This is a genomic window from Bacteroidales bacterium (assembly GCA_023229505.1).
GTDB lineage: Bacteria > Bacteroidota > Bacteroidia > Bacteroidales > JAGOPY01 > JAGOPY01.
In genome coordinates this window covers 36,091-50,703 of sequence record JALNZD010000007.1, presented here as the reverse complement: position 1 = coordinate 50,703, position 14,613 = coordinate 36,091, and the positions used below count along the sequence as shown (strand labels likewise).

10 protein-coding genes are annotated in these 14,613 nt (G+C 45.8%); 5 read left to right on the top strand and 5 right to left on the bottom strand.

Annotated elements, in window-relative coordinates; translation table 11 throughout:
* Positions 1–3: 3 nt before the first annotated feature.
* Complete coding sequence (locus M0Q51_04125; GenBank protein MCK9399171.1) at positions 4–822, top strand: nucleotidyl transferase AbiEii/AbiGii toxin family protein; 819 nt, start codon at positions 4–6, stop codon at positions 820–822.
* A 39-nt stretch (positions 823–861) separates the two neighbouring features.
* On the opposite strand, the gene M0Q51_04120 is transcribed toward M0Q51_04125, so the two are convergent.
* The 5 genes from M0Q51_04120 to M0Q51_04100 form a co-directional block, all read right to left on the bottom strand.
* A complete protein-coding gene (locus tag M0Q51_04120; GenBank protein ID MCK9399170.1) occupies positions 862–1,476 on the bottom strand; it encodes a CPBP family intramembrane metalloprotease in 615 nt (204 codons plus the stop codon).
* 29 nt (positions 1,477–1,505) lie between these two features.
* Entirely contained in the window at positions 1,506–2,465 is a 960-nt protein-coding gene (gene menA, locus M0Q51_04115) for a 1,4-dihydroxy-2-naphthoate octaprenyltransferase (GenBank protein MCK9399169.1), read from the bottom strand.
* Between the two features lie 127 nt (positions 2,466–2,592).
* The gene (locus M0Q51_04110) at positions 2,593–3,273 is read right to left on the bottom strand and encodes a hypothetical protein (protein MCK9399168.1); all 681 of its coding nucleotides are present in this window, start codon (positions 3,271–3,273) and stop codon (positions 2,593–2,595) included.
* 113 nt (positions 3,274–3,386) lie between these two features.
* Positions 3,387–5,792, bottom strand: coding sequence for a TonB-dependent receptor (locus M0Q51_04105; GenBank protein MCK9399167.1), 2,406 nt, complete (start codon positions 5,790–5,792; stop codon positions 3,387–3,389).
* Between the two features lie 177 nt (positions 5,793–5,969).
* The gene (locus M0Q51_04100) at positions 5,970–6,500 is read right to left on the bottom strand and encodes a hypothetical protein (GenBank protein ID MCK9399166.1); all 531 of its coding nucleotides are present in this window, start codon (positions 6,498–6,500) and stop codon (positions 5,970–5,972) included.
* Positions 6,501–6,678: 178 nt separating this feature from the next.
* Here M0Q51_04100 and M0Q51_04095 point away from each other — a divergent pair, with 178 nt between their 5' ends.
* The 4 genes from M0Q51_04095 (at position 6,679) to M0Q51_04080 (ending at position 14,430) form a co-directional block, all read left to right on the top strand.
* Positions 6,679–8,529 carry a glycoside hydrolase family 13 protein gene (locus M0Q51_04095; protein ID MCK9399165.1) on the top strand — a complete coding sequence of 617 codons (1,851 nt, stop codon included), beginning with the start codon at positions 6,679–6,681 and terminating at the stop codon, positions 8,527–8,529.
* A gap of 96 nt (positions 8,530–8,625) precedes the next feature.
* The gene (locus tag M0Q51_04090) at positions 8,626–11,661 is read left to right on the top strand and encodes a TonB-dependent receptor (GenBank protein ID MCK9399164.1); all 3,036 of its coding nucleotides are present in this window, start codon (positions 8,626–8,628) and stop codon (positions 11,659–11,661) included.
* Between the two features lie 19 nt (positions 11,662–11,680).
* Entirely contained in the window at positions 11,681–13,264 is a 1,584-nt protein-coding gene (locus M0Q51_04085; GenBank protein ID MCK9399163.1) for a RagB/SusD family nutrient uptake outer membrane protein, read from the top strand.
* Positions 13,265–13,287: 23 nt separating this feature from the next.
* Positions 13,288–14,430, top strand: a complete 1,143-nt coding sequence (locus tag M0Q51_04080; protein MCK9399162.1) for a SusE domain-containing protein — start codon at positions 13,288–13,290, stop codon at positions 14,428–14,430.
* Positions 14,431–14,613: the final 183 nt, after the last annotated feature.

The window sequence follows — 14,613 nt, the reverse complement described above, 5'->3', positions numbered from 1 at the left end:
CCAGTGATAACACCGGGAGAAATACAATCCATTGCAGGAAAAGAAGGCGTTAGAGATACGCAAATTGAAAAGGATTATGTCATTTCATGGATTATATCGGGTATTGCAAATAATCGCTATTTGAAAGAGCATCTTATTTTCAAAGGAGGGACAGTACTGAAAAAGGTTTACTTCCCCGACTTCCGTTTTTCAGAAGACCTTGACTTTACTTATTACGGAAAAGATTTTGACATTAAAGGCATAAAGACGGCGTTTAACGAATTGGTGGAATGGGTATACGAGGCGGCTCGTGTAAAGTTATCTATAATAGACGAAATACAACACGTGACCGGAAATTATACTTTTTACCTTTCCTACACCGGGCCTTTAGGCGGTACAGGAGCAAATAAGGATATTAAAGTTGACATAAGCCCTGACGAGTTAATATACAATGCACCGGAGGAAAGGCAGATTATCAATCCATTTTCCGACCTTGCCAAGGAAAAATATAGTATTCTTTGCTACACCCTCGGAGAAGTTGTAGCTGAGAAAATGCGTTCCCTGATGCAACGAACTGCCCCCAGGGACATCTATGACCTCTGGTATCTCTTTGAAATTGAAGGACAAGACATTAAAGATCACATTTTTGCATTTCAGGACAAGGCAAATCATAAAGGATATAATCCCAGGGAATTAATCAAAGTTCTACTGAGAAAAGAAAAGACCTATGCAGTACATTGGCAGGAACATTTAGCTAATCAGATGAAAGACATACCGGATTTTAATGATGTATGGCGTGAATTAGGAAAGCATTGGCGAAGATTTCAGAAATTCATGGAGTGAAAATGCCAGGGACTCCATCCCGCGGGATGGAGTCCCTGGCTAACTACTGAATGGCACAAGGAGGAACACCACTATATCCCATACTGTATGGCTGACCACGTTTATCAACATGGAATTGTATTTCAGGTACATCCAGCCCCAGAAAAGGCCACATATGAAGGCAGCCAGGATAAGCATGATGTTGCCGGTGAAGACATGGACACCGGTATACAAAAGAAGCGCCAGAAAAAAACCGGTCCATTTTCCGGCTTTTAATGAAAGTTTCCGTTGAAGATAACCGCGCCAGAACAATTCCTCCCCCGGACCGATCACCAGCAGCATCAGCAGTGCGATCCTGATCCCTGCTGCATCTCCTTTAAAACCATATACCCCCTCAATCCCTGAACCGGCAAAATCGAACCATTTCCGGGATAAATAATTTCCGATAAAGAAAAGAATGAATAACAGAGCGGCTGATAAGAGGCCGATTCCCGTTTTTCGAAGCAGTCCTTCGCTCAAATCTTTCTTAAGCAGGGAAAGATATCCACGGTCTGTCAAAAAACAGATTGCGAGAAGCACGACAAGGTTAGTGCTCATCCACCACCAGAAGTCGAACGGTCCGATCTGATGCAGGACGAACATGGGGATGAACATCAGGACGGCGAGGGTTGACACAAAAATCACAGTTGATATAGAAGAGATTTTCACCCGAATAACCGTATCACCGCATGCAGGATCAGCGCAAGGGTACAGAGCGATCCGAACAGCAGGTTCAGTTGGGCAGTGGCCCCATCGAGGGCGATGAAATCGAGTGGCTGCAAAGGATGCTCTCGGTTCAGCGCCTTTTTCCATAACTTGATCGCTAATGGCAGTGCACCGATGGTGATAAGAAAAGTGAATGGCATCGCGGTCATATCAGGAACCACTAAGAACGGCGCAAGAATCAGCACCAATACCAGCGCAAAAGGCCCATAGATCAACAGGCCGTAATACCGCAATGAACTTTTATCACCCAGGAGAGCGGCAACGGTAAATATCTTCCCCGCCTTATCCGACTGGATGTCGCGCCAGTTATTCGCATGCAGGATGGCAATCACCAACATCGACATGGGGATAGCCCAAATTACCGGTATCCACGACAGTGTCGCGGATTGCACATAATAAGCGCCCAGCGAGCCGAGGATGCCGAAATTCAGAAATACAGCCAGATCGCCCAACCCATGGTATTTCATGGCAAAGGGAGTGTCGGTGGTGTAGAATGTGCCGACAAAAAGCCCGAAGAAGCCAATCAGAAGCAGCCAGGGGCCGCTGACGTATGTAAGATAGAGTCCGAGGGCAGTGCCGATGACGAGCATGCTGACAGAAGCGATCCATGCTTCCCGGATGGTGATATATCCCCTGACAATCCCGCCGCTTACCGGCGAAGGGATCTTGTCGAGCCCTTTCCGGTAATCAAAAATATCACTCAGAATATTGGCGCCTGAATGAAGGATGACCATTCCAAAAAAGGCCATGATAAACAACAAGGGTTTAAACTCATATCCGCCATATACATAGGCGAGGACAGTTCCAAAAATAACCGGCATCGTTGAAGCCGGGAATGAGAATGGGCGGGCAGAAATCCACCACTTTTTCAAAAAGGGTATTTTAACTTGTTCTTCCATTTATATTAAGCTTGTAAAGTCATTATTTAACAAAACAATATATGATTTGTTCGGGGCAGCAAAGTTATAAAATTTGATGATAAGTCGATTGGCTATGCCTGCGCCGTTGACTGCCATGAATTTACGGCTAATTATGAATATCCACCACCCAATCACCGGGCTCAAAGATTTCGAATTCAAAAATTGCATAAACCAAAACCGTACGGACCTTATTCCAGGTAGAATATGTGACTTTAATAGTAACCGGGAATATGATATTTTCGTACCCTATTGATTGTCCCAGGCTCGTATTGGTACCACTGGTAGTGGAAAGCATTAAGTTCTCAATACCAAAGTTTCTTGTTCCGTTCTGGTAAAAATTAATAAGTACCCGGTTTATTATCCCTCCTGATTTGGTGAAAGTATAGCGGTCAATGCTAACTTTATTGATAACAATTGGTTTAGGAGGCACAGGTCCTTTATATTGGTCTTTCTCCCAGATACCTGTGAGTGTTGAGTCTTTCCCGTTCGATTTAAACCTCAGGGTTCCTTCGCCCTGCCTTAATCCATGCTCCCAGTCCCCGACATAGGTATCGCCGTTTGCCCATGTATAGGTTCCTGTACCTTTTGGCAGGCCCTTACTGAACTGGCCCACGTAAGTATCCTGGCCGACGGCTTTTCCTTTGCCATGGGCCAGCCCGTCTTTGCACTTTCCCATATATTTACCGGCAATTTCCGGTTTAAGCACCATGCAGTCCTCCTGCGCCGAAAGATTATAACCTAACCAGCTAAAGATAAGGAAGAGAATGATTTTCGATGGATTTTTCATAGAACTGATCGTTAGGTTATCAAACCACTTCAAATATACAAAATAATCGACTGGGTTAGACAGGAATTTCAACAAAGGGACTCCATCCCGCGGGATGGAGTCCTATTATTCAATCAGAAATTCGCTTTCAGTGAAAGAATGAAATTCCTTCCCGGGGCTGTGATTCCCGAACTGTAAGGTCTGTACCGGATATCAGTCAGGTTTTCCACCCCTCCGCTTACAGAGAGGATATCTGTAATCTGGTACATCACTTTGAAATTCAAAGTGTACCAAGCGGGAGAATATGGATTTCCGTCGTTATCTCTGGCATACATGTAATCTTTGCCTTGTTCTTCCGGGGGAAGGTTTTCATAACGGACTTCACCACTGTATGTCGCGTAAAGGTCCATTTTAAGCTTGTCTGCAGAATAGGTCAGGCTTGACATCCCGAACCATGGTGCAGCATGGCGCAAAGGACTGGTAGTCCCGTCATCAAGCTCTTCATCACCCTTCTGATAATTAATCTGGCTTGAAAAACCAAAGCCGGCAGGGATTTTGACCTCAACCTCTGCCTGAACCCCGTAAACCGTTGCAAATGCAGCATTCTGCATGGCCTGTACCTGGCTCATTTCGCCGTCATACATGATGCTGTCCTGCCCGTTCAGGGTGTAATCCCTTCGAACCATTGCATCCTGGAGGTAGGTGTAATAGGCCACAAGGTCGATCTTCAGGAAATCGCCGATAACCTTGGCGATATCTATCTCTGCATTGTAGGCGTATTCGGCCTTCAGGTCCGGGTTTGGAATGACCACAGAACCCGGTTCGGAGTCAAATATCTTACCTACATCATCCACGTTGGGAGAGCGGAATCCTGTGGAAAAATCAGCACTCATCGTCCATTTTTCAGTGGGATTAAAAACTAATCCCAGGCTTCCGGTCAGTGCTCCATTGTTGATATCAGCAGTGGTAAACGGAAATGGATAGAAGGTCGTGTCGAATTCACAATTCAGTGAGTACAGGTTATACCGCGCCCCGGCCTGCAGGTTAAATTTTTCAGTCACATTGTACTGGTAAGTGAGATAGGCCGCATAAGAAGCCCATTTTGACTGCGGATACCGGCTTGGTCCGGGTACGATTTCACCGGAGGTAATATCTTCGTCCGTTCCGGTTGAAGTGACTTTATTGAAAATATATTCCAGGCCATAATTAATTGTATGTTTTTCCTTAATCAATTTTGTGAAATCGAGATTTACGGAAGAGGCATCAACCTTCTCGTTCCTGTTAAATTTGGTCGGTTTATTCAGGTCCCTGTCATGACGGCTTTCTTCGAAATACTGCCTGGCCAGGCGAATGTTCATCTGGTCGTAAATCCCTGAAGTGGCTTTATTTTCGATATTTAAAACATTCATCATCCAGATCTGTGGCCCGTAATACCATTCGGCGCTCCGGGGCAGGCCGTTCTTTGTGCGCAACAACCTGTCGTAACGCGAAACATCGGTGGTAGTGGAGTAATGGAATCCATAAGTGAAATCCCATTTGTCATTTGGCGCAAACCTGATTTTCTGCATCAGGTTTGTCTGGGCATATCCTGAAGGATGCTGTACCAACGGATCAGGGTTTGTGATGACGACATCAGCACTGTCATGCTGCTGGACGTAATTCGGTCTCAGGTAATCATCCGGACCGTTTGAACCCATCCGGAGGTCATTGAAGTTGAAATGAGAGAAGCTTGTATTTATGGCCCATTTCTTCCAGCCCACATTTATATCCAAATGACCGGTAAGTTCCTGGTCGGCTGAAGAGAAGCGGGTTACTGCATTTCCCGAAATAAACGGATCTTCATCAACTGAAAGGTGGGGTTTCAGGGTTTGGAAGCTCATCACACCGCCGATCGCATCACTTCCGTAAATAACCGAACCCGGCCCGAAGAAAATTTCAGTTTTCTGGATAGCGAAAGGATCAAGTGAAATCACATTTTGCAGGTTTCCGCTGCGAAAGATAGCCGTATTCATGCGTACACCATCCACCACGATCAGCAGGCGGTTGGTTGAAAAACCGCGGATCATCGGGCTGCCCCCGCCAAGCTGGCTTTTCTGGATGAACACTTCACCGGAGGAACCAAGAAGGTCAGCTGCAGTTTGGGGATTTTGCAGAGCCACTTCTTTGGACGAAATACTGGTGATCTTAGCGGGGACTTCCCGGTTCAGCTGGCTCCAGCGTGTGGCCGAAACCACCACCTGGTCAAGGGAGATAGTGGATTGGCTCATATAAACCTGGAAACCAGCCTTTTCAAGGTCCTGATAACTTTTAAATACCGGTGAATATCCAAGGATCCTGATTTCAATATGGGCTGATCCCTTGAAAAAAGTTATATCTGCTTGCCCCCTTGCATTGGTGATGGCCGATGCATGTGGGGATTCGCTTGAAAGGGTTACCAGTTCAAGAGGCTGGTGGTTCTCCTTGTCTTTAATGGTGATAACCTGAGAATGACCAAGAAGGAACGTCCCTGTAAATATTAAGAGAGATAAATATTTTTTCATTTTTATGAATTATTATTTTAGTAAAAATGGATTTAAACTTCACCACAATAGGCACAATAGAACACAATACAAATTCACATTAGAATGACTAGTCAAATGCTTGATAAATAGTTAAAAAGCAATAATGACTATTGTGTTTTCCTACTGTGCCCTATTGTGTCTAATGTGGTAAAAAAATTAACCCATTTTAGGCGGTGGAGCAGGAGGAGAAAGAGACAGAGAAGAATAATGAAAAATGCAAAATGAAAAATTTAAAATTGTGGCTTGAGAAGAATAAGGTTTCCAGTTGAATACATCCGACCGGTAAACAGTTTTAAAGAAATTCATGATTTTTTCTGTCTGGCTCTTTTGGCATGGGTCCTGTCCCATCGCCCTGCTGGCAAGCCGTGCAATCCTACTCTTCAGCCTGGTTTCTTTATGATCTTTGTAGCAATTGTAGAAGGTAGTATCGCCTTTACGGTTCTTTTCAACGATGTCATACATCTGGCCTTTGTATTCAAATTCACCGGCATGCTTCCAGTTTAAATTGGTTTCAGCCTCTTCTTTCGTGAACTTAAGCTGGACAAGATCCTTTTTATCAATGCCGATAAAGATCATCGCAGCGATTTCATTCTTAATCTTATTTTTATTGTATTGCAGAAAGACATATGTCCCCACAAAAGGAGCCGTTAAGGAAACCAAAAGCAATATAGCAATGCTTTTCTTCAAACTTTTTACAAGGATTATTCCGGAGGTAAAATTAATAAAAACCATTAACCTTTGGGGACTCCATCCCACCAATTAATCAATATTCGCTTGTCTTGAAGAATATATTAAAAATTCAATTATTTTTATTCTATAAATATCTCTTATCTTGAAAAAGTTGAATCCTTCAATTTTCCTATCCATGCTTAAAAAAGTAGTTGTAATACCGGTTTTCGTCATAATGATTTCCGTGCAGGTATATGCCGGTTACACCATTACCAGGCTGGAGCCCCCTTGCTGGTGGGCCGGCATGAAAAACAACCGGCTTGAACTCATGGTATATGGCCCTGAAATTTCGGACCTCAAACCGGTTATCCTGGACGACATGGTGAAGGTCAGACAGGTCACCGCCGTGGCAAACCCTGATTATCTTTTCATCCTGCTGGAGTTTAATGAAGCCATTACCTCCCGAAGTTTCGAAATATTTTTTGAAAAAGAGGGGAAATCCAAAGTCAGTTACACATACCAGCTTTTACAAAGGGAACCGGGCTCCGCTGAAAGAATAGGTTTTAACGATTCTGATGTTATATACCTGATCACACCCGACCGCTTTGCCAACGGAAACCCGGAAAACGACAACGTTCCCGGCTATACGGATCAGGCCAACAGGGCGAATAAGGATGGACGCCATGGTGGTGATATAAAAGGGATTACTGACCACCTTGATTATATTGCAGATATGGGTTTTTCAGCCATCTGGCTGAATCCTGTCCTTGAAAATAATATGACGAGGACGTCTTATCATGGATACGCCACGACAGATTTCTATAAGATCGATCCCAGGTATGGCACGAATGAGGAATACCGGCAATTGGGAATTATTTTGAAAGAGAGGAAGATTAAACTGATCATGGACATGATTGCGAATCACTGCGGTTCAGAGCACTGGTGGATGAAAGACCTGCCTTCCGGCGACTGGATCAATTACGGCGGAAAGTACGTCATGACAAACCACCGGCGTTCAACTGTTCAGGATCCCCATGTTTCCCCATCAGATAAAAGACTCTTTTCCGATGGATGGTTTGTGAAATCGATGCCTGACATGAACCAAAAGAATCCGCTGTTTGCCCGCTACCTGATCCAGAATTCGATCTGGTGGATAGAATATGCCAGGCTTTCAGGCATTCGCCAGGATACCTATTCCTACCCCGACAAGGATTTTATGAGACAATGGACCTGCGAGATCATGAATGAATACCCGGAATTCAGCATTGTAGGCGAAGAATGGACTGAGAATCCCGCCATTATTGCATACTGGCAGAAAGGCAAGGTCAATTCCGACGGTTACACTTCCTGCCTGGGCAGTTTAATGGATTTCCCCCTGCAAAACGCCCTGGTGAAAGGATTGAACGGGGCAGATGTTTATCATAATGACGGCCTGATCGTAATGTATGAAATGCTCGCCAATGATTTCCTTTACGCCGACCCGTATAACCTGGTCATCTTTCCGGATAACCATGACATGAACAGGTTCTTTACCCAGGTTAATGAAGATTATGACCTTTTCAGGATCGGCATAGCTTATATCCTTACGATACGGGGCATACCCCAGATTTATTATGGCACAGAAATCCTGATGAAAAGCCCGGGCAAAAAAGATGATGGCATTATCCGGGGTGATTTTCCCGGAGGTTGGGAAAATGATCCTGTCAATGCCTTTGACGATAATGGTTTATCGGCTCAACAAATTGAAGCAAAACTTTATATAAAGAAACTGGTAAACTGGCGCAAAACCAAAACCTGCCTGCATGACGGAAAACTGGTCCATTATTCCCCTGAGAACGGGACTTATGTTTATTTCCGTTACAACGAAAAGGAGAAAGTCATGGTGGCGATCAATATGAATGATCAAGACGTAAACCTGAACGGTTCAAGATTTGTAGAAGTGACAGGTTCAAACCGTCAGGGTACAGATGTGCTGACCGGCAAGGTTCATGCTCTTGATCTACTTATCGTTCCAGCCAGATCGGTCTTGATTTTGGAATTAAATTAATATTTTCAAAATAACACATAAAAATTATATTATTTTTATTTTTTCTTTTTGTTTTCCTTAAAATATTTTTTATAACAAATAAGTAAAAACCTAATTATGACAAAGCGCTACACTAAAAAATTGATTCTGCTCCTGTCATTGCTGTTTATTGGTTATTCTGGAGCATTTGCCCAGGGAGGCGATGTAACCGGCAAGGTTACGGATGCTTCTGACGGGCAGTTATTATCGGGGGTGACTGTTCTGATTAAAGGAACCCAGACAGGTGCAATTACGGATGTCAACGGAGCTTTCCGAATCAAGGTCAATCCCGGAGACGTCCTGGTCTTTTCTTTCGTTGGCTATAAACCGCAGGAAATTACGGTTCAGCCAAATACCGTTGTTAATATAACCCTGAACGCGAAAGCAGAGTTCCTCGAGGAACTGGTAGTAATCGGTTACGGCGTGCAGAAAAAGGAAGATGCAACCGGTTCGGTGTCTGCAATCAGCACGAAAGATTTCAACAAAGGGAGCATTACTTCCGTGCCTCAGCTTGCCGTCGGAAAAATACCGGGGGTTCAGATTACATCTGTCGGCGGCGCGCCAGGTGAAGGATCTGTCATCCGCATCAGAAGGGGATCTTCCCTTTCGGCCAGCAATGACCCGTTGTACGTCATCGACGGGGTCCCCGTAGACAATGACGGCATCTCCGGTACCAGGAATGCCCTCAGCACCCTCAATCCAAATGACATTGAAACCTTCACTGTTCTGAGAGACGCTTCTGCAACAGCCATTTACGGCAACAGGGCCTCCAACGGGGTTATCCTGATCACTACCAAGAAGAGCTCCCTGGGGAAGGATGGAAAGGGAAAGCCTATAAGCCTTGAGTACAACGGTACTTTTTCCTTGTATACGGTGCCAAAAACGATCGATGTTCTCAATGCCGACGAATTCCGGACTATCATGAATGAACGTTATGACAGCAATGAAACAGTCCTCCGGATGATGGGAAACACCAATACCGACTGGCAAGATGAAATATACCAGACTGCTTTCGGCATGGACCATTATATAGGTATTTCAGGAGCCGTTAATATTCTTCCTTATCGGTTTTCAGTAGGTTATACTGACGAGGACGGTATCCTTAAGACCGATAACATGAAACGCACAACCCTTGGCCTATCGTTAAATCCAAGCCTTTTCGACGATCATCTGAAAATCAATATCAACGCAAAAGGCAACTTTGTCAAGAATCATTTTGCAGACCAGGGCGCCATCGGCGCTGCCTTGCAGTACGATCCCACCCAACCGGTTACTGCCGACTCACTACATTTTTATGATTCAGAAACCGAAAAACCGATCTATTTCCCGAATCCCTATGGCGGTTACTATGCCTGGATCCAGACCTATAACCAGGACCCGGTGGCACAGGGTTCCAGCAACCCCGTCGCCCTGCTGAATATGAGGGATGACAATTCCGATGTTAAACGACTGATCGGAAATATCCAGCTCGATTATAAACTCCATTTCTTCCCGGATCTTCATCTTAACCTGAACCTCGGCCTGGATGATTCCTGGAGCGATGGAACGGTAGATGTCCCGGAATATGCCGCATGGGAATATGATGCGGTCAATACAGGAGGTATTAAGACAGTATATGACCAGAGTAAAAAGAATGAAATCCTGGAGTTCTATGGAAATTATGTAAAGGATGTCGAATCTATCCACAGTAATTTCAATGTGATGGCCGGTTACTCCTGGCAGCACTTCTGGAGAGAAGGCTCGAACTATTCCACCAACGTGGCCGGAACCCTTGTCAATGACAGTTCAGATTATGCCTCAGAAAGTTATCTCATTTCTTTATATGGCCGTTTTATTTATGCTTTTAAAAACAGGTATCTTGCTACTTTCACTTTTAGGAATGATAGAACTTCCCGGTTCTCTCCCGAGACTCGCGCCGGATGGTTCCCATCTGCGGCACTGGCCTGGAAGATCAATGAAGAACCCTGGATGGCAGGCCTGGAGAATTTGTCACAGTTAAAGCTCAGGCTTGGATGGGGTGTCACGGGGCAACAAAACATCGGTACCTTGAATGACTATTCATACATGGCGCGCTATACGTACAGCGAACCGACTGCCGCCTATCAGTTCGGGGATTACTACTATATCACATTACGTCCCGAGGGATATGATTACAGTAGAAAATGGGAAGAGACTACGACCTGGAATATCGGTCTGGATTATGGATTCCTGAAGGATAGGATCTATGGTTCTTTGGATTTCTATTACAGGGAAACCAAAGATATGCTCAACACGATCCCGGTACCGGCAGGATCGAACCTCACCAACTACATCCTGACCAATGTCGGCAATATGGAAAATAAGGGTGTTGAGTTTGCCATCTTCACCAAACCTGTAGTTACAAAAGACTGGATGTGGGAACTCAACTTTAATGCAACGTACAGCATTAATGAAATCACCAAACTGACGGCAACGGCCGATACCAATTACCTCGGTGTCCTCACAGGAAATATCTCAGGCGGTGTAGGTAGTACCGTCCAGATCCAGAGTGTGGGCTTCCCCATGAATTCTTTCTTTGTTTATGAACAGGTTTACGATGCCGATGGCAACCCGATAGAAGGGATATATGTGGACAGGAATGGTGATGGCGCGGTGACCGATGAAGACCGGTATCAATACAAAGACGCCAATCCGAAGTTCTGGTTCGGTATTTCATCCACCCTCACTTATAAGAACTGGGACCTGTTCTTTGCAGGCCGGGCTAATTTCGGGAATTATGTATATAACAATGTTAGTTCCGAAAATGGGGTCTACCAGCGGCTATATCGTGCTGAAGGGCCTTATATCGGGAATGTTACCTCCGATGTAACCACCATCAATTTCGTCGGTCCCCAGTATTTATCCGATTACTTCATCCAGGATGGTTCATTCTTTAAAATGGACGTTATTTCCCTCAGCTACCTGTTTGATGATATCATCAACAAGAAGGTTGATCTCCGTATTTCGGCGACGGTAAATAATGCATTTACCATTACAAATTATACCGGGATCGATCCTGAAATCAACAACGGGATCGACAACAGGATTTATCCCCGCCCGCGGGTTTATGCCCTTGGAATTAATCTGAGTTTCTAACCTATAAATCAGTACACTCATGAAAAAAATACTCTATATCCCTTTAATGATTGTGGCCTTTTCACTTTTAACCACGTCCTGCTTTAAGGACCTGGATACAGTGCCTATCGACAAGGACGAGGTCACTGCTGCAAGCGTTTATGAAAACCCGGAATCTTATATCCAGGTCCTGGCAAAGCTTTATGCCGGACTGGCCGTTTCCGGACAGACCGGCCCGAGCGGAAATCCCGATATCAGCGGTATTGACGAAGGATTCGGACAATACCTCCGCGGATTATGGTACATGCAGGAGCTTACCACCGACGAGGCCGTGATCAGCTGGAACGACCAGACTATCAAGGACCTTCACTACCAAACCTGGGGAGCAAGCGATGTTTTCATCACGGCATTTTATTACCGGATCATGTACCAGGTTTCATTGTGCAATGAGTTCATCCGGGAAACGACTGACAGTAAACTCGATGGTCGTGGAATTTCCGGCGATATCAGGACCGACATCGGCTTTTTCCGTGCTGAAGCAAGGTTCCTGCGGGCGCTCAGTTACTGGCATGCCCTGGACCACTTTGGCAATGTGCCGTTTGTAACGGAACTTGATCAAGTGGGAGCCTTCTTTCCACAACAGATCCAAAGGGCCGACCTTTTCGATTATATCGAGAGCGAATTGCTGGCCATCGAAGACCTTTTGGTCGATGCCCGGCAGAATGACTACGGCCGGGCTGACAAAGCTGCTGTCTGGATGCTGCTGGCCAAATTGTATCTTAATGCCGGGGTCTATACCGGGGTACAGAAATACACCGAGTGTCTGACTTATTGCAATAAGATCATCGACGCCGGTTATTCCCTTGTGCCCGAATACCAGGACCTCTTCCTGGCCGATAATGCCTTTTCTAATGAAGTGATCTTCGCAGTGAACTTTGATGGCCTTAATACCAGGACCTGGGGCGGCACTACTTTCATAATCCATGCACAAGTCGGCGGTACGATGGATCCCGCTGCTTTTGGTATAGACGGGGGATGGGGCGGTACCCGGACCACCAGCGCTTTTGTTGCCAAATTCGATGATATCACCGGCGCAACCGACAGCCGCGCGATGTTCCATACGGATGGCCAGAACCTGGAAATCGAAGACATCGGTTCTTTCAATGACGGATATGCCCTCACCAAGTTCAAGAATGTAGACAAAGCAGGTGCACCCGGAAGTCACCAGGTCCATACCGATACCGACTTCCCGATGTTCAGACTTGCCGATGTCTATCTTATGTATGCCGAAGCCGTGCTTAGAAACGGAACAGGCGGAGACATCGGAACTGCTCTTGGCTATGTAAATGATTTGAGACTGCGTGCTTATGGCGACAATTCCGGGGATGTGGCCCAGATCAACCTGGATTTCATCCTGGATGAACGTGCCCGCGAGCTTTACTGGGAAGGGCACCGGAGAAGCGATCTGATCCGGTATGGGCGCTTCACCGGCAGCGAATACCTCTGGCCCTGGAAGGGAAAGGTAAAAGAAGGATTTGGAACGGACGCGAAATATAACCTTTTCCCGATCCCGGCCGCCGACCTGACCGCGAATTTAAACCTTGTTCAAAATCCCGGGTATTAAACAAACATTTAAAAATTATAAGGATGAAAAAATTAATAATCATATTCCTTGCAATAATCTGGACCAGCTTTTTAATCTCCTGCGAAAAGGAGCTTAAGGATCCCAAACTGGATGTCAGCCAGACTGTTCGTCCGGTCATTACAACACCGGCAGATGGCGCATCTTTTATCCTCATCCAGGATGAGGCTGAAAATCCCATGACTAACTTTGAATGGACTCCCGCGCAGTATAACCTTACCAACCTCGAGATGACGAAGTATGTGCTGCAAATGGACTTCGCCGGTAATAATTTTGCTGATGCCCATGACCTGGCCAGCACGGAAGGTACTTCTTTCGGTATGACGGTAGGTGCAATGAACACCCTCCTGCTGAATTTGGAACTTGATCCCGATGTAGCGCAGGGTATAGAGTTAAGGGTTCGTTCATTCATCAACGATATCACCAAATATTCGGAAGTTTTCTCCGACACGGTTACCATCAATATCACACCATACGGTGACCTGGTGATTATCAAGCCGATCTACCTCCTGGGCAGCGGGACCACGGTGGGCTGGGACAACACCCTTGCCCTACCGATGGAACACATCGGTGGCGGAAAATTCGCAAGGGTTGAGACCCTGACTTCCGGAACTGACATGTTCATCAAGTTTATCTCAATGCTTGGTTTATGGGCGCCTCAATGGGGAACGGATGCTACCGGCACCGCGGAAGCCGGACCGCTCGTTTACCGGCCAACCGAAAGCGTGCCCGATCCGCCTGCTATCCCGGTAGGAGCCACTGCAGGAAACTATTACATCATGGCAGATACCCTGGGCCTGACCTATTCTACTTTCCTTACTTCAGGCGAGCTCTACCTGGTTGGCGATGCGACAACAGTGGGTTGGGATGCCGCTGCTGCCATACAGTTTACTGAAAGTGCCCCGCATATCTTTACCATGGTTACAACCCTGAATGCCGCCGGCGGAATGAAATTCCTGGAGGTGCAAGGAGCTTGGGCTCCACAATGGGGGACTAATGGTGATGGCACAGGCGAACAAGGCTTACTCTCTTATAGACCAACCGAAAGCGTGCCTGATCCGCCTTCAATTCCCGCTCCGTCAGCTGCAGGCCAGTACCTGATCACGGTTGATCTCACAACCATGAAATATACGATCGAAGCACAATAAGGCGCACGAAGTACATCACAAAGGAACAAAGGATTAAATAATAAATCCGCGAAAATCTGCATATCAAATCTGCGTTCATCTGCGAGAAACTTTTTAAATATTTCTCGCGGATTTTCGCAGATCAAGGCGCAGATAAGCGCAGATTTTCCTTGTGCGCCTTAGTGAAAACCCTTAATGCGCCTT

Bases quoted from the DNA above. Each gene is read 5' to 3' on its own strand.
- menA (MCK9399169.1), bottom strand. From the start codon at position 2,465: ATGGAAGAACAAGTTAAAATACCCTTTTTGAAAAAGTGGTGGATTTCT.
- M0Q51_04110 (MCK9399168.1), bottom strand. From the start codon at position 3,273: ATGAAAAATCCATCGAAAATCATTCTCTTCCTTATCTTTAGCTGGTTA.
- M0Q51_04105 (MCK9399167.1), bottom strand. From the start codon at position 5,792: ATGAAAAAATATTTATCTCTCTTAATATTTACAGGGACGTTCCTTCTT.
- M0Q51_04095 (MCK9399165.1), top strand. From the start codon at position 6,679: ATGCTTAAAAAAGTAGTTGTAATACCGGTTTTCGTCATAATGATTTCC.
- M0Q51_04090 (MCK9399164.1), top strand. From the start codon at position 8,626: ATGACAAAGCGCTACACTAAAAAATTGATTCTGCTCCTGTCATTGCTG.
- M0Q51_04085 (MCK9399163.1), top strand. From the start codon at position 11,681: ATGAAAAAAATACTCTATATCCCTTTAATGATTGTGGCCTTTTCACTT.
- M0Q51_04080 (MCK9399162.1), top strand. From the start codon at position 13,288: ATGAAAAAATTAATAATCATATTCCTTGCAATAATCTGGACCAGCTTT.